This is a genomic window from Neobacillus sp. S1115 (assembly GCF_055385565.1).
On the sequence record NZ_AP038275.1, the window covers coordinates 2,787,317 to 2,807,006 of the forward strand.

General features: G+C 40.4%; 21 protein-coding genes. 10 read left to right on the plus strand and 11 right to left on the minus strand.

Features of this window, described 5'->3' with window-relative positions:
- Nucleotides 1-72 precede the first annotated feature (72 nt).
- From treR to treP, 3 genes are all read right to left on the minus strand, one after another.
- Nucleotides 73-786: a trehalose operon repressor gene (treR, locus tag ACZ5B7_RS13520; RefSeq protein ID WP_464494142.1), complete on the minus strand. Its 714-nt coding sequence runs from the start codon at nt 784-786 to the stop codon at nt 73-75.
- 14 nt (nt 787-800) lie between these two features.
- Nucleotides 801-2,468 carry an alpha,alpha-phosphotrehalase gene (treC, locus tag ACZ5B7_RS13525; RefSeq protein ID WP_464494143.1) on the minus strand — a complete coding sequence of 556 codons (1,668 nt, stop codon included), beginning with the start codon at nt 2,466-2,468 and terminating at the stop codon, nt 801-803.
- A gap of 65 nt (nt 2,469-2,533) precedes the next feature.
- The gene (gene treP, locus ACZ5B7_RS13530; protein WP_464494144.1) at nt 2,534-3,958 is read right to left on the minus strand and encodes a PTS system trehalose-specific EIIBC component; all 1,425 of its coding nucleotides are present in this window, start codon (nt 3,956-3,958) and stop codon (nt 2,534-2,536) included.
- Between the two features lie 462 nt (nt 3,959-4,420).
- Here treP and ACZ5B7_RS13535 point away from each other — a divergent pair, with 462 nt between their 5' ends.
- Complete coding sequence (locus ACZ5B7_RS13535) at nt 4,421-4,972, plus strand: GNAT family N-acetyltransferase (RefSeq protein ID WP_464494145.1); 552 nt, start codon at nt 4,421-4,423, stop codon at nt 4,970-4,972.
- 59 nt (nt 4,973-5,031) lie between these two features.
- Here ACZ5B7_RS13535 and ACZ5B7_RS13540 read toward each other — a convergent pair whose 3' ends face one another.
- On the minus strand, nt 5,032-5,424 hold the full coding sequence (locus ACZ5B7_RS13540; protein WP_464494146.1) for a thiol-disulfide oxidoreductase DCC family protein: 393 nt from the start codon (nt 5,422-5,424) through the stop codon (nt 5,032-5,034).
- Nucleotides 5,425-5,584: 160 nt separating this feature from the next.
- Between ACZ5B7_RS13540 and ACZ5B7_RS13545 the strand changes: the two genes are divergently transcribed.
- Nucleotides 5,585-6,658, plus strand: a complete 1,074-nt coding sequence (locus ACZ5B7_RS13545) for an NAD(P)H-dependent flavin oxidoreductase (protein WP_464494147.1) — start codon at nt 5,585-5,587, stop codon at nt 6,656-6,658.
- Between the two features lie 175 nt (nt 6,659-6,833).
- On the opposite strand, the gene ACZ5B7_RS13550 is transcribed toward ACZ5B7_RS13545, so the two are convergent.
- The 4 genes from ACZ5B7_RS13550 to ACZ5B7_RS13565 form a co-directional block, all read right to left on the minus strand.
- Nucleotides 6,834-7,502, minus strand: coding sequence for a DUF2642 domain-containing protein (locus tag ACZ5B7_RS13550; protein ID WP_423802293.1), 669 nt, complete (start codon nt 7,500-7,502; stop codon nt 6,834-6,836).
- A 185-nt stretch (nt 7,503-7,687) separates the two neighbouring features.
- Complete coding sequence (locus tag ACZ5B7_RS13555) at nt 7,688-9,031, minus strand: hypothetical protein (protein WP_464494148.1); 1,344 nt, start codon at nt 9,029-9,031, stop codon at nt 7,688-7,690.
- Nucleotides 9,032-9,087: 56 nt separating this feature from the next.
- Nucleotides 9,088-9,615 (minus strand): hypothetical protein, encoded by a 528-nt coding sequence (locus ACZ5B7_RS13560; protein ID WP_464494149.1) that lies wholly within the window; start codon nt 9,613-9,615, stop codon nt 9,088-9,090.
- A gap of 151 nt (nt 9,616-9,766) precedes the next feature.
- Nucleotides 9,767-10,837 carry a CotH kinase family protein gene (locus ACZ5B7_RS13565; RefSeq protein WP_464494150.1) on the minus strand — a complete coding sequence of 357 codons (1,071 nt, stop codon included), beginning with the start codon at nt 10,835-10,837 and terminating at the stop codon, nt 9,767-9,769.
- Nucleotides 10,838-11,026: 189 nt separating this feature from the next.
- Here ACZ5B7_RS13565 and ACZ5B7_RS13570 point away from each other — a divergent pair, with 189 nt between their 5' ends.
- The 7 genes from ACZ5B7_RS13570 to ACZ5B7_RS13600 all read left to right on the plus strand — a co-directional run bounded on the left by ACZ5B7_RS13570 (nt 11,027) and on the right by ACZ5B7_RS13600 (nt 16,661).
- Nucleotides 11,027-11,383, plus strand: a complete 357-nt coding sequence (locus ACZ5B7_RS13570) for a hypothetical protein (protein ID WP_464494151.1) — start codon at nt 11,027-11,029, stop codon at nt 11,381-11,383.
- Between the two features lie 15 nt (nt 11,384-11,398).
- On the plus strand, nt 11,399-12,061 hold the full coding sequence (locus tag ACZ5B7_RS13575; RefSeq protein WP_464494152.1) for a hypothetical protein: 663 nt from the start codon (nt 11,399-11,401) through the stop codon (nt 12,059-12,061).
- 288 nt (nt 12,062-12,349) lie between these two features.
- Entirely contained in the window at nt 12,350-13,654 is a 1,305-nt protein-coding gene (locus ACZ5B7_RS13580; RefSeq protein ID WP_464494153.1) for an arsenic transporter, read from the plus strand.
- Nucleotides 13,647-14,483, plus strand: a complete 837-nt coding sequence (locus ACZ5B7_RS13585) for a DUF5682 family protein (protein WP_464494154.1) — start codon at nt 13,647-13,649, stop codon at nt 14,481-14,483. Before ACZ5B7_RS13580 ends, ACZ5B7_RS13585 begins: the two co-directional genes overlap by 8 nt.
- Nucleotides 14,455-14,688 carry a hypothetical protein gene (locus ACZ5B7_RS13590; protein ID WP_464494155.1) on the plus strand — a complete coding sequence of 78 codons (234 nt, stop codon included), beginning with the start codon at nt 14,455-14,457 and terminating at the stop codon, nt 14,686-14,688. The genes ACZ5B7_RS13585 and ACZ5B7_RS13590 overlap by 29 nt, the downstream gene beginning before the upstream one ends.
- A 1-nt stretch (nt 14,689) precedes the next feature.
- A complete protein-coding gene (locus ACZ5B7_RS13595) occupies nt 14,690-14,953 on the plus strand; it encodes a VWA domain-containing protein (RefSeq protein ID WP_464494156.1) in 264 nt (87 codons plus the stop codon).
- A gap of 223 nt (nt 14,954-15,176) precedes the next feature.
- The gene (locus ACZ5B7_RS13600; RefSeq protein WP_464494157.1) at nt 15,177-16,661 is read left to right on the plus strand and encodes a pyruvate kinase; all 1,485 of its coding nucleotides are present in this window, start codon (nt 15,177-15,179) and stop codon (nt 16,659-16,661) included.
- A gap of 33 nt (nt 16,662-16,694) precedes the next feature.
- Here ACZ5B7_RS13600 and ACZ5B7_RS13605 read toward each other — a convergent pair whose 3' ends face one another.
- From ACZ5B7_RS13605 to ACZ5B7_RS13615, 3 genes are all read right to left on the minus strand, one after another.
- Nucleotides 16,695-18,032, minus strand: coding sequence for a D-serine ammonia-lyase (locus ACZ5B7_RS13605; RefSeq protein WP_464494158.1), 1,338 nt, complete (start codon nt 18,030-18,032; stop codon nt 16,695-16,697).
- Nucleotides 18,033-18,182: 150 nt separating this feature from the next.
- The gene (locus ACZ5B7_RS13610; protein WP_241113772.1) at nt 18,183-18,281 is read right to left on the minus strand and encodes a YjcZ family sporulation protein; all 99 of its coding nucleotides are present in this window, start codon (nt 18,279-18,281) and stop codon (nt 18,183-18,185) included.
- A gap of 94 nt (nt 18,282-18,375) precedes the next feature.
- The gene (locus tag ACZ5B7_RS13615) at nt 18,376-18,657 is read right to left on the minus strand and encodes a DUF2642 domain-containing protein (protein WP_217036543.1); all 282 of its coding nucleotides are present in this window, start codon (nt 18,655-18,657) and stop codon (nt 18,376-18,378) included.
- A 188-nt stretch (nt 18,658-18,845) separates the two neighbouring features.
- Between ACZ5B7_RS13615 and ACZ5B7_RS13620 the strand changes: the two genes are divergently transcribed.
- On the plus strand, nt 18,846-19,634 hold the full coding sequence (locus tag ACZ5B7_RS13620; protein ID WP_464494159.1) for a hypothetical protein: 789 nt from the start codon (nt 18,846-18,848) through the stop codon (nt 19,632-19,634).
- Nucleotides 19,635-19,690: the final 56 nt, after the last annotated feature.

Here is a 19,690-nt window from a genome sequence, read left to right on the forward strand (position 1 = left end):
GTTCTTAAGTTAGGTTTATTGTAGCAAAAAATTAAAAAGGAAACCTCTTTTACAAGAGATTTCCTTTAAGAATCAATGTGTCCTTCGGGCAAAGTCGACGAACCGAAACTTATCGGGGCGATGTCTAGATTCCGTATATTGAAATAGGCTGGCATCATCTAGGTATACAAGGTTTTTAATAACAACGATGTTATGAAAACCATCAAGATCCAGAAGGGCACGGTCCTCATCCGTCGGTTCTTCAACAACTATTTCTTTTTTCGCAAAACTGATGGTAAGATTCAAGTCTTTTTCCAAATACTCATAAATAGAATCTGCGCAGATTTCTTCAGTTAATTCAGGAACAAACTTTTTATTCAGGAAGTCCTTATCTAAAATGATCTTTTCGCCGCCGATTTCACGTGTCCGCACAACCTTCCAGACTTGATCTTTCCCGGTAAGCTGGAGCTGTTGGCGGATATAGCCGTCAGGCTTCATTAAATTCAACTCATTTACGATGGTTCTTGGTTTCCGGCCCATTTTTTGGCCAAGCTCTTTAAAGCTCACGAGCCCGGAAACAGGGAAATCAAACTTGGAGACATCGATTACGATTGATCCTTTGCCGCGTACCTTTTGAATATAGCCATTTTGCGACAGCAAATTTAACGCTTTGCGGATAGTTTCCCTTGAAGTCTGGAAGTGTTCAGTTAATTCATTCTCAGAAGGCAGGAGCGTCTGAGGTGGGGTTTCTCCGCTTTTAATTTGTTCGACAATCGTATTGTAGATGGATAAATATTTGTTTGTCATAAAGACATCACCAATCACTTCTTCATAAGGTAAACGATGGACTCATATGGCCGCAAATGAATTTGGCTCCCGAGTGCGGCTGAATCCTCATAATTAGAGATTAACATTTCACAATGTTCACCATCAAGAAGTAAGTGAGATGGGAGAGTGGCCGTCTTATCTTTTCCGTAAAAATTATTTAGAACAAGCATTTTTTCAACGCCATTGGAACGAACATACGCATAAACCTCTTTGTCATCTTCTAAAATTAATTCAAAGTCTCCGTCCATTATGATATCGTGACTTTTTCTAAGCTGAATAAGTTTTTGATAATAATAGAAGATAGAATCGGGATCTTGCATGGCATTTTCGGCATTGATATCAAAGAAATTTTCCGCTGTATTAATCCATGGAGTACCTGCCGTAAACCCAGCATTGCGGCTGGAATCCCATTGTACCGGTGTTCTTGAGTTATCCCGTGACTTTTGCTTCAAGATAGCAAGGATTTCTTGTTCACTCATTCCCTCGTTTTTCTTGATTTCGAAAATATTCAAGGATTCTACATCACGGTAGTCCTCAATGGAATTAAAGTTCGGATTGGTCATTCCGAATTCTTCCCCCTGGTAAATATAAGGGGTGCCCTGCATCATGTGGATCGCAGTGGCTAGCATTTTCGCTGATTCTTTATGGTATTTCATATCATCCCCAAATCGCGATACCACGCGTGGTTGGTCGTGATTGCACCAGAAAAGGGCATTCCAGCCGCCTCCCTTAATCATTTCTATTTGCCAGTTAGACAGAATCTTTTTAAGGGCATCGAAATCGAAATCCGCCTTCGTCCACTTATCGCCATTCAGGTAATCAACCTTCAGATGATGGAAGCTAAACACCATATTTAATTCTTCCCGTTCGGGTTTTGTGTAATCGATGCAATGATCAATAGAGGTAGACGACATTTCACCGACCGTTATTAAATCATAATTTGAAAAAACCTTTTCGTTCATCTCGTGCAGAAACTCATGGATTCTTGGACCATCAGTGTAAAATTTGCGTCCGTCCGTTTCATCCTGCGGGAAATGCTGGTTTTTTGAGATGAGATTGATAACGTCAAGACGGAAGCCATCGACTCCTTTTTTTAGCCAAAAATGCATCATTTCATATAAGGCTTCGCGGACCTTTTCGTTTTCCCAATTGAGGTCCGCTTGAGTCACATCGAAAAGATGAAGGTAATATTGGCCAGTCGTTTCGTCATACTCCCAAGCCGAACCGCCAAATTTAGACTGCCAGTTGTTTGGCGGTGCTCCGTTTACACCATCTTTCCAAATGTAGAAGTCACGGTACGGGTTATCTTTTGAGCATTTTGACTGCTTAAACCATTCATGTTCTGTTGAGGTATGATTGATGACAATATCCATCATGATCTTTAAACCGCGCTTATGGGCTTCATTCAGCAACCGTTCAAAATCTTCCATTGTGCCATATTCGGGAAATATGCTGTAATAATCGCTAATGTCATACCCATTATCTCGCTGTGGCGATTGATATATAGGGGTGAGCCATAGAACATCGACACCTAATTTTTTCAGATAGTCGAGTTTTTCAATGATGCCTTGAAGATCTCCGGTACCATTACCGGTTGTATCCTTAAAGCTTTTTGGATAAATTTGATAAACGACTGCATTTTTCCACCAAGCTGTTGACATTTTTTGCACCTGCCTAATGTATTTAATGTGAAAAGGAGGGAGCTGTTCTCCCTCCTTGATTGGAGTTATTTTTTCAAAGAAAATTTGTTCATTCCCGTTTTTGCAAAGATGGTTGTTAACAGGAATGGAACAACAACGGCAATGATCATGCAGACAGCAAACATCGCCATATGTTTTGCTTGAATCGATAAGATGCCAGGAAGACCGCCGACACCAATTGAGTTTGCCATCACGCCGCTGGCTACGGAGACAACACCTGCTACCATGGAACCAATCATTGCTGCTAAGAATGGGAAACCATATTTCAGGTTAATACCAAACATTGCTGGCTCCGTCACCCCAAGGTAACATGAAATGGTCGCCGGGATTGAAACTTGCTTTTCCTCTTCGTTTTTACGGTTGATGAAAATCATCGCAAGAACAGCTGAACCTTGAGCGATATTGGATAAAGCAATCATTGGCCATAGGTTTGTACCGCCAAGCTCACTCATCAATTGAAGGTCAATTGCGTTTGTCATATGGTGTAAGCCTGTAATGACTAGTGGAGCATAAGCAAATCCAAAGATTGCTGCAAACAACCAGCCGAAGGAAGAGGTTAAGCTTGAATAAACCACATGAGAAATACCTGAACCGATTTGCCAGCCGATCGGCCCTAAAATTGTGTGAGCAATTAATACAGTCGGAACCAGTGCAAAAAATGGCACAACAATCATCGAGATTGAATTTGGCACTACTTTACGCAGTCTTGTTTCAAGGAAGCCTAACGTTAAGCCAGCTAGAATTGCAGGGATTACTTGAGCTTGATAACCAATCATCTTAATGTGTGCAAAACCAAAATCCCATGTAGGAATTTCTTTCGCTCCCGCAACGGCATAAGCATTTAGCAATTGCGGTGATACTAAGGTAATTCCGAGAACGATACCAAGAATTTGCGATGCGCCCATTTTCTTGGCTACGGACCAGGTGATGCCGACAGGGAGGAAGTGGAAAATCGCCTCACCAATCAGCCAAAGGAATGAGTGGACACCGGCCCAAAATTGAGAAACTTCTACAATTGTTTTTGTTCCATCATCTAATAGTTTAATGTCGCCAATAATATTTCGGAATCCAAGGATTAAACCGCCGACAACAAGAGCTGGAATTAATGGTGTGAAGATTTCAGCTAAATGCCCCATCATCCGCTGCAGCCAGTTTTGATTTTTCTTCGCTGCAATTTTTGCTTCTTCTTTTGAAGCTCCTTCAACACCAGCAATTTTTTCGAATTCATTATAAAAGCTAGAAACTTCATTTCCAATAATGACTTGGAATTGGCCAGCTTGGGTAAATGTACCTTTAACAAGTCCGATTGATTCAATACTTTTTACATCGGCTTTCGATGGATCCTTTAAAACAAACCGCATTCTAGTTACACAGTGAGTAACGGCCGCAATGTTTTCTTTACCGCCAATATGTTTGAGTAATTCCTTTGAAGGATCGTTGTATTTACTCATCTGATTTCCCCCTAACGAATGGATATTTCCCATTTGTTTCCTATATTTTTATCAAACCCTTAATTTTATACAGATTTTTTATGCGTTTACTAGTTGATTCCGATTACCTGTATATACAAGTTTTGATTACGTTTTCATTATGACTTGTATATACATGTTTGTCAACAATGAAATTTTACTGGAAAAGTTCAGTAAGTGATGGGAGTTTTTGGTAAAAAAGTATAGTGTTTTCCTGAATTTTTAAAATACTTTTAGTCTTTAACACTTTAAACTATTGAATGAATTTTTAGAAAATGTTACACTATAGATGTTTAAATTCTTCTGAGTTTAGACCTCCTAATTTGAGACTTAGTTGTGACCGCTAGGTTCTCGCTTTGGCCCTTGACGTTGTTCAAGGGTCTTTTTTTTAATTGAATTTTATGTGTATGATGATAGAAAGTACTTTATGGAGGTTGTCCATTATTGGAATTTAAAACAATTGACTACTTTGATGAGGCTATATGGGGCAAGGTTTTTCCCATTTATGAAGAGGCTTTTCTTGGTAAGGGAGCAAAGCCGGAGAAGATTATCCGAAACATGTTCAGGAAGAAGCTTTGTTTTTTGCATGTGGGATTTTTGGATAATCAGGCAGCGGCAATGGCAATCAGCGGAAAACTTGCTGGAATATCTGCGTTATTAATTGATTACCTCGCTGTACCAGAGGAGTATCAAAACCAGGGAATTGGTAAAAACATGGTTACTTATATTAAAGAATGGGCGGCACAGGAAGGCCAATGTGAGAATCTTGTTATAGAGGTTGAATCTGACCAGACCGCCGAAAACCTCGCAAGAATTCGCTTTTGGGAAAAATGCGGCTTTATCATAACTGATTACATTCATCATTATATATGGGTACCTGAACCTTATCGGGCCATGTTTATTAAATTGGGGCCTGGCACTGCGCTGCCTGAAAGCGGTGAGGAAATTTTTAAGTATATTGGTGCTTTTCATAAAAAGTCGTTTACCGGTTCTTGAAATCTTTAAAAAGGAAAAAACAGCACATAGAGGGGCTGTTTTGTTTTAGTTTAGCAGCATTAATCTAAAAATCTATTTTTCCATTCCGGTTTTGGAATCATGCAGCTTTCTGTTTTTCCGAACCACTTATATCGGTTGCTGGCAATTGTTTTATAAAGCCGGTCACGAATGGGGCGGGGGATGAGGAACAGAACAGCGAGGAGTCTCCATGCCCCTGAAAGATCCTTACAAACTTTAAGTACTGCCGTTGATTCAAGGTAGATTTTTTCATTTTCTATTAGCACAAAACTGTTCATCTTAGGGGGTAAGGTGAATTTCTTGAGCAGGTTTTGTCCGGCGGCACCTTGCTGGGATGCAAATTTGAATTGACCTGAGGAATCCCTTTTTATAATAAATTGGACGCTCTTATTGCAAAGATTGCAGACCCCATCATACAAAATAATTCGTTCCATTTATACACCCCATTCACACTTTGTTTATATCGATAGCTTACCATAATATTGGAGCAGTTTCTCATTGTTGCTTACCAGAAATATCATGATTTTCCGAATTTATCTTGCAGGATAACGAATTTAATCGTTATAGTTAAGTTAGGTATAGAGGAGGTTGAATATGTGGGGAAATTCTTTAACGAAGTTGCTGAAAGTTAAGTATCCAATTATTCAGGCGCCAATGGCTGGAGGTGTGACAACTTCGGAATTAGTTGCCGCTGTTTCCAAAAGCGGTGGGCTCGGAATGATTGGCGCGGGTTATTTAAGTCCAAGTCAATTGAGGCAGCAAATTCATGAAATTCGTGAGTTAACTTCAAGTAATTTCGGTGTGAATTTATTTGTTCCAAGTACTTATCATCTCGATGAGGATAAGATGTACAATGCCAAATCCGTTTTAATACCTCTGCAGGAGGAATTAGGAGTAGATGGTAATCTGAGTCTCCCTAGTTTTGAAGAAGACCTAAAGAAGTTTCATGAACAGGTGGATATCATTATCGAAGAAAAAATCCCAGTGTGTTCCTTTACCTTTGGGCTGCCGTCAGCGGAAATCACAGCCAAACTTAAACAGAATTCCATTATCCTGGTTGGAACGGCCACTACAGTACAGGAAACAAAATTGAATGAAGAAGCAGGGATGGATGCGGTTGTGGTCCAAGGGATGGAAGCGGGCGGACACCGCGGAACGTTTTTAGGCGGGGACCAACAAAGTTTAATCGGTTTGATGTCCCTTCTTCCACAAGCAACTGACAGTGTACGTATTCCGATTATCGCTGCAGGCGGGATCATGGACGGGCGTGGAGTTATGGCGGCTAAATGTTTGGGCGCCTTAGCAGTGCAAATGGGGACAGCCTTCTTGGTATGTGAAGAAAGCGGAGCCAATAAACTGCATAAGCAGGCAATTTTAAAAGCGGAGGAGGACCAAACTGTTTTGACCAAAGCCTTTTCCGGTAAAATGGCAAGGGGAATTAACAATCGGTTTATCGAAAAACATGAACAAATGGAGGAGCATCTACCAGACTATCCGGTGCAGAACGAACTGACAAAGGCAATTAGAAAAGCCTCGGCTGCCAAAGGAAACCACGAATATATGTCACTCTGGTCCGGACAAAGTCCAAGGCTGGCTAGAAACATTACCGTGAGCAAATTAATCGGCAGGATCATATCAGAGGCTGAAAACCTTCAAACAAAGTTATAACTTTGAAAAACGGCCTACCAAAAAAACAACAAGGCTGAATCAGAAACAATAAGAATCTGGTTCAGCCTTTCTTATGAGTAAATTGTCCACGGGCGGTGCCTGATATCACTTAGACACCACTTTATTTTGTGCCTAGAGCTTGTTTACTTTGCGGGCAGATGGGCACAGATAGTTGCTACGTCATGTGGAGGGTTTTGATGTGATGGAGGTTGAGGTAGACTGGGTCTTCTTTGGCTGAGATTAATTCAACGAAGTTGTTTTTTATGTTTTGGATTTTGCCAATGACATTTTCGTTTTCTCCTATGTTGAAGACAACCAGTTCTCCTTTTAGTTTTTCTACTTGGATTTCGAATGATCGAGCAAAGGTGATATTACTTGGATTAACGGGTAAATTGGAGTTGCTTAGGCCATAAGGTCTTTTATTGTTTGTGTAAGGTATAAGCCATTTTAAATGATTTAAGGAGATAAACATGGTTTTATAAATAGGTGAGTAAAACACAAAATAATTATTCATGATGCTGATAATGTAACCATGCAGTGCTTGTTTACTTGTAACGTAGATTTCTGTAAAAATACCCTTCGCGGATGTAAGGATTTTTCTTAAAGAGATATCTTCATTATGATTATAGATGGGGGTCGGTTCATTACTGATTGTTATTTCCTCAATTTCATCCTGTTTGAGATACTGCCAGTTTTGTATATGAATAGTAGGGATGTAAAGATAATCAGTCCCGTTAAACAATACACACAAATCACCGCCAACATCAATCAGCATACCGCTTAAAAGCTTCTTGCCGGCAATTTCAATTTTTATATATTTTCCAATTGCTTCTTTAAAATTCATTTCACACACTCCTTTCCAAAGAGTGACGTTTACAAAAAGAGAGGGGCTTTCAACATTCCCTTATAATAAAAATTGGATGAACATAATGGACCCCAGCTCACTTTTGTAAAAGGGGATTAGGGTGGACAATAAAAATGGTTGGTTGATTACTTGATATTATCATAAATAATTAACAGCTTTTTTTATTAATAAACTCTGAATCTCTTTATTTTTGCAGGTTCAGCAAATGAGTATGAGTTCTTGCTGGAGCCGGATGCCATTTCGGCAAATGGTAAAGATTTCCCCATCGATCCTGACACGCTTTCACCTTCGAATGGGGAAGGATTTACATTTGAACCACCTGCACCTTCACCAGCAAAACGGGAGGATTTCTTTTCCTGCTCGAAGGCATTCCATATAAATCTCTTTTCTTTTTGGCCTTTTTCAAATTTTGTGGTAGCAGATGGGGATTGTGCGGTTTCTGCTGCTATTTTATCTTTTGATTTGGCTGGAGCGGTTCCCGTTGTTTTCATTTCTTTCTTATTTGGTGACACAGCTTCCGATCTTGTTTTTTCCTTTGTTTTAGAAGCAGTAGTATCCGACTTCGCCACTTGTTTTGACTTTTGCTCATTTTTTTCTTTCGCTGTTCCTTTTTGTGAAACAACCTGTTTTGTTTTCTCTTGATTTTTAGTTTTATTATCAATTTGATTATCGCTGTTCTTTTTTACTACAGCCTTAAGCAATACTGGAGCTGTTTTTTCCTCCTGTTTTGATTCCTCATTTCCAAAGCTGGAGTGGCTTTCTTCCTCCTGTTTTGATTCCTCATTTCCAGAGCTGGTGTGGCTTTCTTCCTCTTCAATAGATGCCACTGGGGTTTCCAATTTAAATGGCTTAGACCAGCCTGTATGCTCTTGTGCCGCCGCCTGATGCTTATCATCATTTTCCTTGATTTCCGCTTTTACATTCTTTTCAGAGTGTGAATCCGATTTTGCCGCTTCAGCATTTTTTTCCGTTTTTTGGTTACTGTTATCCTTTTTAGCAGCTGCTTTTTCCTTCGATTGTTCTTGTTTGTTTTCTGTCTTGTTTTGTCCTTCTGCTGCTTCCTTTTTTTCCTTGGCTTTTGTTTCTTCTTTTATAAACCCTTTGAGTATATTGGAAACATATTCTAATTTTAATAAAATTCGTTCTTCACCATTAATCAAAGTAACAAAATCTGAATCTACTTCACTAAGCACGCCGCTAAATCTTTGCTTATGGATACTTAGAATGGTGACCCAGGTGTGTTGAAATGAATTTAATAAAGCAATCAAGCTTTGTGTTTTTTGAAATGGTGTCTTGGAATTTAGAACTTTAAAGTCTTTTGTATTCTTCGTAATGGCCTGAATTTTATCAATTCGGTAGTAAAAGATAAATTTTTGGTCGGTTTCTAAGACAACATGGTCTTCTTCAACGCCAAGCAATTTACCTTTATAAACTTCCTCGCCAACAAATAGATTCACATAGTAGCCTTTTAGCAAATCTAATGCAGCAGTAAATTTCTCTAATCCCATTATTCAGCCTCCTAAAGAGATTATGGGTCGCTCCTCAAAGGAGAAGCGACTCATTTTTAATCGTTACTTTCCTCTCTTGAACCCTCATCATCCTCATTATCTTCATCATGGTCATTATCATCATTGTTCTTGTTGCTTTTACCGCCGCCGGATTTACCCTCAATCACTAAACCATAACTAATGTTTCGGATATGCTTCATAGAAAAACGTACAACTTCTTCTTTCACAATTAATGAAGCAATATCCTTATTAACATCATTTAGTACACCTTCTAATGCTTCAGTTCCTCCACGGTTAATACGTATCCATTGATATCGAATACTTTCTAATAGTTTGACAAAGTTTTCGCCAGTTTTGTATTCGAAGTCCTTTGGAATATTCACACCGAGTTTCAAAAGATCCCTTGAACTTTCAGTCACACTTCTAATATGATTGGTTTTGTAATAAACCACGCCGTCTCTTTCAGTTAAAAGAACAAAATAATCTTCAAAAACGGCCAATACTTTCCCCATCCTGGATTCAGGGCCACCCCGATCGACACGAATCGTTTTGCCCACATATTGCATCATCGACTCTTTATTCATAACCCATAGTTTCCTCCTTATATTTAGATAAACATTTACACTGCATCTATATGTATCATGGGATGATGTTGTACTAATAAAGTAGCCTTTTTTTAACTAGTACCTGAAAAATAGGCAAAAAAAATATGGTCAAAAACCATATACTTAAGGCCTAAATTAAAATAGAAAGTTCGCTGCTAAGATAGGCATTTCTATTTCGAATAAACTCAAAAAATACATTTTTTTCCTCGTCCAGTGTTTCCTCATCCAATTCAATATAAGGATCTTGGCTGATGTAGGGTTTTATTTTTTCCAATAGCTCATTGATAATCGGTGCTTGAACCTCTACGGTAAAATCATTATCTAAAATAGAGGATAGAATTTCTTTATATTTCGATTTAAATTCCGGGAAGTGTAGAATTCGCCCGGTTAAAGTGTTATATCCTGTAACGGGGACGTAATCATAATCAAGGAGCCGGCCATGAAGGTTTCTTCCCCAGGTACCGTCATAGTCCCAAGGGCTGATTTCGTATAAATTTGTTTTCCCATTTTTGTAGAGTGCATAATTATGGATAAATCCATCGTAGTTTTGTGTACAGACCACGCCACAAAGCCATCTTAAATATTTGTCTACATCCAATATATTGACGATTTCTCTTTTAAAATCCTCATTTTTTAGCACATTTATCATCGCAATGAAGCTCCGTAAATGTTCCATATCTTCTTTATTGCCATATTTTAGCGTATACCCCTGGTCGAGCCTCTTTTTTGGTTCATTTTTTTTCGTTATTAAGGAGAAGTTCGCTCGATTATTGGTTGCGTAAATAATGGCACCATCCGGTAAATTTCTTTTTTCCAGGAGGTATTGGTCTAATGATTCTATTTCTAAGTAAATACCTTTACAATATCCGTTAACGTATAAAAGTATATGGCGTGAGTGAGGAGATATAACGCCGATCCGATTAAAAAAATCGAGTGATAGTTTGTTCCTGCACAAGGATATATCTGAGAACTCGGCATTAAGATGAAGTTCATGGGCGCCATTCTTTGTAAATGGCTTTTCAAATACAATCCGGTAGGATCTCTTTTTCTTATCTCTAATTACATTGCCGCGGTACGAAAGGCTGATTTTAAAGCGATTGTTTCCAATCTTTAACACAGCTGGGACTAAATCGTCATTCCAAATATCATATTCTAATTTTCTTAACCACTTAGGATTTATTAAAATTTCGTATTTTAACACTTTAATACCCCTATACCATATTTTATCTAGATATATGCAATAGATATTGGAGGTGTGTATTGTTCCTAATGACTTTTAGTTTTGAAAAATATATATCTGTCTATATCAAAACAAACGCCAATTTCATAAATTGAAAGAGAAAATAAATTGTATTGGAAAGTGGTGTATAAATGGTGTTAAATCTGGGCGTTGAAGAATTATTACAACAAGCAGAAGCAAATGGTGTACTTGCATTTATGCATAATAATCCTGCTGGTAAACATAAGAAAGGCAAAGGCAAAAAGAGTCATGGAAGTACCGGCAGTCATGGAAGCACCGGCAGTCATGGAAGTACCGGCAGTCATGGAAGCACCGGCAGTCACGGAAGTACCGGCAGTCATGGAAGCACCGGCAGTCATGGAAGCACCGGCAGTCACGGAAGCACTGGCAGTCACGGAAGCACTGGCAGTCATGGAAGCACCGGCAGTCACGGAAGCACTGGCAGCACAGGCTCCAAGGGCAGCGGTAGTTCTGGCAAGTCTGGCAGCAGTGGAAAAGGCCCGTTGAAAAAACATAAGAAGCATGGTCCTGGTCCAAAGAAACATCACAGCAGCGGAGGCACTGGAAGCGGCGGCAGTACGGGCAGCAGCGGTAGCACTGGATCACATGGCAGCAGCCGCAGTACTGGATCGCATGGTAGTACCGGCAGCAGCGGCAGTACTGGATCACATGGCAGTACGGGCAGCAGTGGAAGCACTGGATCACATGGCAGTACGGGCAGCAGTGGAAGCACTGGATCACATGGCAGTACGGGCAGCAGTGGAAGCACGGGCGGCAGCACCGGCAGCAGCACCGGCAGTCACGGAAGCAGTGGTGGATCAAGTGGGGGTCGAGGCCCTGGTCATCATAAAAAACATAAAAAACATAAAAAACCTGGCCCTGGTCCGAAAAAGCATGGCAGCCACGGAAGTTCAGGAAGTGGCGGAAGCCATGGCAGTTCAGGAAGCGGCGGCAGTCATGGCAGTTCAGGGAGCCACGGCAGCAGCGGAAGCCATGGCAGTTCGGGAAGCCACGGCAGCAGCGGAAGCCATGGCAGTTCGGGAAGCCACGGCAGCAGCGGAAGCCATGGCAGTTCGGGAAGCCATGGCAGTTCGGGAAGCCATGGCAGCAAAGGAAAAAAGGGCGGCAAGGGTAAAAAGAAATAATAACTCTGTTAAAAATGCATTTTATGAAAATATGAAATAACATCCGGTACTTTTAGCCATGTACCGGATTTTTGTTTTTTTTCTTCTGTTTCCAAAGCAGGCAGGTGCCTACATAATGAAAGGAAAAATTATTTAGTCTTTTGCTGATTTATGTGAGACCGAGATACTCGTTTAGGTCAAGCAGTCAAGGACAGGCGTAAAATAAACCATAGGACGAGGGGTGGGATAAACAATATCAAGTCAATAACACAATTGGTAAGGATGTGAAATTATTACGATTTATAATCAATCGACGGTTATCATTACCATACTAGCTTTTTTATTTACTATGATAATGATATTTATCCGTCCAAAAAATATGAATGAAGCCATTCCTGCTTCCATTGGAGCAGTGATCGTTTTTTTAAGCGGAAGTGTTTCTACGGCCGATCTAATAGATATTAGTTCAAAAGTAACGGGAGCAGCCATCACCATCATAGCCACAATCGTTATGGCGATTGTTTTGGAAAGCATCGGATTTTTCAGCTGGACAGCAGCTTTAATGTTAAAAGTTTCAAAGGGTTCTGGTGTACGTCTATACTGGTATACATTACTGCTTTGCTTTTTAATGACACTTTTTTTCAATAATGACGGCAGCATTTTGATTACTACACCCATTTTAATCTTAACGCTCAAGAATTTAGGCTTAAAAGTGAGGCAAATGATTCCATACCTTTTGAGTGGTGCCCTCATTGCGACAGCCTCAAGTGCGCCAATCGGGGTCAGCAATATCGTAAATCTAATTGCCTTAAAGATTATCGGGATGGACCTTTATATGCAGACGGAAATGATGTTTGTGCCAGGTGTTCTTGGATTAGTGTTTCTATCCTTCCTGCTCTATATGATTTTCAAGAAGGAAATTCCTCAACAAATTTCCCCACATTCCTACTCCATTCCACTGCAAAAAAATCGACTCTATCACCCGTTGCAAAAAAATAGCGATGTTTTGTTTAATGAAAAAAAGAAATTGATGATCAATATGCTCATCTTCGTATTCATAGTACGAATCAGTTTATTTATTGCTTCATATCTTGGCATTGCTGTATCATTGGTGGCTGTCTTAGGCTCCATTATCCTGTTAATCTGGAGATGGGTGTATTTAAAAATTAACCCAAAAGATGTTATTGGTAAAATTCCATGGCATATCTTAATTTTTGCATTCGGCATGTATGTTATCATTTACGGATTACACAATATTGGACTGACCAATTTGTTGCTGGTGCATCTAAAATCGATCGTAAATGACAGCCTGTTCCATGCCAGCTTGACGATGGGTGTGATTACATCAGTGCTCTCGAATATTTTTAACAATCACCCGGCTTTGATGATTTCTACATTGGCATTAACAGAAATGGGCTTGGACCCATTAATCATGAAAACTGTTTATCTTGCCAATATCATTGGCAGTGATATCGGGTCGCTCATTCTGCCGATTGGAACGCTGGCAACCCTTATTTGGATGCACATTCTTAAAAACAATAAAATTCAAATTCCTTGGATGGAGTATATAAAGGTAACAATTCTCGTTATTCCGCCGACATTAATTTTTACCTTAATCAGCTTATACCTATGGCTGTTGCTAGTTTTTGTATAAATCCATAAGCTTAAAAGGTACATGCCTAGTACATGTACTTTTTTGTGCATTTTTTACCACATATTGTAAAGGTGTAGTTCAACAGGAGCACGCCTCGTGGGCTGAAAATTGGAGTTTGCGGTATAACCCGGAGGTTGAAATTCAGCTTGTCGAATCGATACTGCTCGGGGAAACGCTTGAGCTTGCAGCCGCTTATCGAATAAGGGAAAACCTGAATACCGGCGAGCACGTCGGAGCAGCCGCCCTTCTTGTCCGCATCAGCTATATGTGCGGAATGCTGGAGATGCTTGAGGCAGCTAGAGAGACGGTAATGAGTCTTGCCGTTGATTCGGTTGATTTTGTGGAAAATGCCGAGGCGATTAACGAATTAAGCAGAGTAATTCAATTCGGTGATGTCAGACGATTTGATACAAAAACGCTGATTCCCTTGGTTGAGCGGCGGCTATTTCTACGAGGAACGCTTTTGATTTTGGGGGCAGCGGCATGTGATGATGAACGGGCAAAAGTCATGATGAAAGCCATTCAGGTAATGAATGAGACAGCACGGGAACTATTTGAGCATGTGGATGAAAAACTTTGGTTCGAGAAACTGACCGAATTATATTTACGTGACGACCTTAATCCATTGTTATCCGGGTATGCCTGCGGATTGTTGCTGGAGGAAAACATAATAGATTCACTGACGCTGGAGGAAGAGGTTTCACGAAGGCTTTCGCCCGGGATTCCGGCCGACCTTGGAGCGAGTTGGTTCGAGGGTCTGTGCATGAGCGTTGTTGTCGCGGAGCTACCTATGGGAGAATATGGATCGTTACATTGCTACCTTGTCTGATGAAGAGTTTCGTCGCGCCCTTGTGTTCCTGCGTCGCTCTTTTACTAACTTCTCCGCATCTGACCGAGGGAAGGTTGCAGAAATTTTAGGTGGAATTTGGGGATTTGACGAGCTTCAAGTAAGTGAGTATTTAAATGAATCGCTTACCGAAGCCGAAGAAACGATTCTCGATGAATTGAACGAATTTGACTTTGGAGACTTTTAAAATGGACATGAAGGAAAAAATGAAACGTTGGCGCTTGGTATTGGGAAATATGAAGGAGATGCGCGAATCAGGTGTAAAGGTGATTGCGTTATTGGCACTTTCTGATAAGGGTGTTCCTAGTTATGACGAGAGCAATGCTAGGAGATTGGCTGCGATGGGGATTCCTTGTTTCGGGTGTACTCCGGAGCGCCTGCCGGAACTGCTGGAGGACGCGTTGATGGGGAAGGATTTGAGTGGGTGGACAGGGAAGAATAAGCAGGTTTAAGTTGGGTATAAGCAGTACCGGCGGTAGGTTTTTGGGCTGGTGCTGCTTTTTGTCTTTCTTGCAAGTGACCAAAGTAAGAAGCTGTACATACATCGCTCCCTGCGTCGTTGCATACAATTTTATGATAATGAATTTTTTTGCCATAAATACAACGAATGCGAGGGTAACCAATATAACATCCGATTACTCCTTAATTAAATATATCAATAAGGAGAGAATAAGAGTGGTTTCCATTAATTCTCCAGATTTCACCCAACAACTGTTGAGTATAGATTATCAGGTCAAACAGGAAAGCGAAAATGCCAGCAAAAATTTCTCAGTAACGGACTTCGTGGAAAGTCGGGATAACCTAATTGCCTATTTGTCTTTAAGGAAAAAATTAACCTCAGAAATCAGCGAACAATTAACAAACAAAGGATTGGCAGCACTTGACCACTCGGCGCCCCATGTATTATATACATTAGAAAAAATATTAAAAAACTTGGATGCTCAGGTAATTCCATCGTCATGCCTCCACGTTCCGACACCGGAAGCTGCAAGGCAAAACGTGCAACACCGCAGCTACGGACTCTTTGGAAACACCAACCCTGGCCTGCAATCCTCCATCATGGTCACCTTGGATGCAAAGAGTATCCATGAGCCCGTCTTAATGGAGAGTTTACTATTAAATGGGATGAATGTTGCCAGAATCAATTGTGCCCACCATCATCCGGAGGTTTGGTTGCAAATTATCGGAGCATTGCGGAATGCGGAAAATAAACTGAGGGACGAAGGTAACTATCAAGGCCGGACATGCAAAATTTTCATGGATTTGGCTGGCCCAAAGGTGCGGATTGGTGACTTGCAATCCGCTAATATTTTTGTCAAAAAAGGCGATACATTGAGATTATATCTGGATCCCCAGCAAATTGGACATCCGGAAACAGCAGATCAACCTGCTGGAGTTCCGGTGAGGCTGGTAAAAGCATTTCGAAATGTCCGTGCCAAAGACCGAATTTTCATCGATGACGGAAAAATTATGGGAATTGTTCGCCACGTAACAAAAGAGTACGTGGAAGTTGAAATCCTGTCACCGGCAATCGCCCCATACCAGGTCAAACAAGGGAAGGGGATAAATTTACCTGATTCACTACTTAGCTTAAATGTTCCGGCCCTAACTGAAAAAGATATTCAGGATTTAAGCTTTGTCACCAAACATGCCGACATTGCAGGTATTTCCTTCGTACATTCACCGCAGGATTTAAGAAAATTAAGGGTGGAATTGAATCGAAAAGCAGCAGGGGATTTGGCCGTTGTAGCGAAAATTGAAACCAAGGACGCCATTCATCAACTATCGAGAATCATCATCGAAGGGTTAAACTTTTATAAGTTTGGGATTATGATTGCCCGAGGTGACTTGGCCGTAGAGGTTGGCTCCGAAAACCTGTCATTTGTTCAGGAAGAAATCCTCACGATCTGCTCTGCTGCCCATGTCCCGGTTATTTGGGCAACGGGTGTTTTAGAGAAACTGACGAAAAAGGGAATAGCGGCTCGGTCGGAAATTACCGACGTGTCTCAGGCCAAGAGGGCGGATTGCGTCATGTTGAATAAAGGTCTTTTTATTAATGAAGCTTTAATAATGCTGGCAAAACTGTTAAAAGAAGAGTCGAATTTTCCAAGGAAAGATATAGCTTTTGGAAGTCATATTGCCCAATTTGGGGTACTTTAAAAAGGGCCGCAACCATATTCAGCGGCCCTGAGCTTATGAATTAACACCTTTTTGATAATACTTCTCCATCATTTCCTTTGGCACCATACTTCCACCAGTCGCCCAAACAATATGCGTACCTTGGCTGAACTTTTCAGATAACCCATGCCTGCTCAGATAATCCGAAGCCTCACCAGCCAGCCACACAGGACCAATCATCCCGGCTAATGCAGAGGGTTCTAAATAAATATTTTCCGAGTCTGCCAAATCCTTCAGCAGTTTATACAGCCTCACATCACTAACCGTATAAATTCCGCTTAAAAATGGCTCGATGATTTTCCCGACAAAGCCGGAAGGTCTGCCGACAGCAAGTCCATCTGCGTCGGTGAGATTATCTAGTCCAATATCCTGCACGGAAATTTGGTCATGAAGGCCTGTCATCATTCCCAGCAGCATGCATGGGGAATGAGTGGGTTCGGCAAAGAAACAGTGAACATTATCTTTAAACAGTAGCTTTAGACCGTAAGCCACACCGCCTGGCCCTCCGCCAACACCGCATGGCAGGTATACAAATAATGGATGATTTTCATCTACAGCTATCTTTAATTCTTGTAATTGATTTTTTAACCGCAATGCAGCAGTGGCATAACCTAGGAATAAATCTTGGGAATTTTCATCATCAATAAAATGACAGGACGGGTCAGCCTCGGCCTGACGTCGGCCCTCCTCGACCGCTTTGCTGTAGTCCGATTCGTATTCAACCACTATTACCCCTTTTGAACGCAGCAGATCTTTTTTCCACTGTTTGGCGTCCGCAGACATATGTACAGTAACGTTAAAACCTAGCTTTGCGCTCATAATACCAATGCTCAAACCGAGATTACCGGTGGAACCGACTGCAATCGAATATTGCGAGAAGAAACTACGAAATTGGTCACTGTCTAAAACCGAGTAATCGTCATCCATTGTTATAAGCCTTTGACTCAAAGCTAATTTTTCCGCATGTTTTAAAACCTCGTAAATGCCGCCTCTAGCCTTAATGGACCCTGAAATAGGAAGATGACTGTCACATTTTAACCAAAGATCACCCGAAATTCGCTGCCCTAAATCTTGTTCCATTTTTTGTTGCATGCTTGGAATTTTTACTAACGGAGATTCGATTATGCCGCCTGTATTCTGAGTTTCTGGAAACACTTTTGCAATATATGGAGCAAAGCGCTCCAGACGCTTTTCCGCATCGTCAACATCATTCCAAGTTAACGTACATTTTTCGATTCCCGTCTGATATTTCTCAAGCTTGCCATTCGACCAGTATACTTCCTGATAGTTTGAAAGACGATTAAGCAGCAACTGTTCTTGACTACCCATCCGATTATAAAACTCTTTCTCCATGTATATCACCCTGCCATCTATAACTTATCTTAATTATCCTTTATATTAGCAAAAAAGATATTAAAATATCAGCTTGAAAGAATGAAAAAGACGATCTATTTTTGCAAATAGATCGTCTTTTATGGTGGATTACCATATTAACGGTATTTATTAATAAAAGTAACCGCCCATAAAGCTTGCACCAACAATAATCAACAAAATAAACAGAACTACGATTAAAGCAAATCCTGCTCCGCCGCCGCCGCTCATACATATCACCTCCAACATCCTTTACTACAGGGTATGTCTGAAGGTTTTGCGGCGTATAGACAAACATGTATTTTTAATGCGGATTTTTACATGATTAGTTGTGCTCGTGATCACGGCTTTCATGGGATTCCTCAAACTCAGGAGCGGCGCCCATAAAGCCAAATGGGCCTGTTGGCCGGATTTCTGCTCGGAACAGTGCTACGATTTCGAGAATCCTAATGATAATTCTGCGCCGTGCAGCCATTCTATTTTGCAGGACAATAATATCTGAACCGACTAAAAGCAGCCTTCCTTCAAAATTTCCTTGAGTTGTAACAACATTCACTTCTTCATTTACTAATTCATGGGCAAATTGATGAAATGTTTTATCGCTCATTCGTCTATTCATCTCCTCTCAGGAATAGTAAATGCAAAACATAGGAAAATGGGATTGTCTTTTGAAAAATTTTTAACGTGGGTGTTTGTAAATGGAAGTGGACCAAGAAAGCGTTTTGTAAGAATGGGAGTTTGTCCAACCAAATAGTTCACTTCTGAATATGAATAACTATAAGGCAGGTGAGAAAAATGTATTTGGTCGGTTTTTATTCCCCGAAAGCAAAATCAGGTGTAACTGAACTGTCATTATCGATTTATAATTGGCTTAAGACAAACACAAATTTATCCGTCGCTTTTATATCATATGGGAGTCTAGAAAAGGAAGATTGTTCGAACGAATTGATCCATGAGTTCGCCAAATTGACATTAACGGAACAAAAGAGAAAAGTCAAAGCGATGAAGAAAAAACATGATATTATCATTTATGATGCTTCCAGCAAGCTTTCTGAAGGGGTTTTAAAGCTGTTGCCGATTGTAGACCGGTTATTCGTCGTAGGGGAGGAACATAAGGATTTTGCAGTAAAACTACATCAAATCATCCAGTTTGATAAAATTTTTGATAAAAGTGTGAAGAATTTCATCACCCATTTAAGCGGCAATAAAACATTTATCCAACAGGAAAAAAAGGAAGACCGTGTCATCGGCTTTAATCATTCCAAAAAAGAAACAAATGAAATCGGGCAAATGATTTATACAGACTATGTAACCCACTATCTCCATGAAAAATTTATCGAAAAAAATGAAAAGATTCTGAGGAAAATAAGAAAATTACCAAAAGAAGACTTGTTTAATGGTTTATATGACATGGGCATTGACTTTGAAATTGCCCTGCTGTTTCAGAGGTATGTGATATTGCGCGAGTTATTAGGACAGGACTATTATGAAGCCCTCGAAGATCTGTTTCCTCTTTTAATTCATTCCCCCTTTGAAGAGATATTAGAAAAATTCCAAAAAGAACTGTACATTATCTCTAAATAAATGAAAAATTCATATGTAATAAAAACTATAACGAGCGGAGCTGTGAAGCTCCGCCT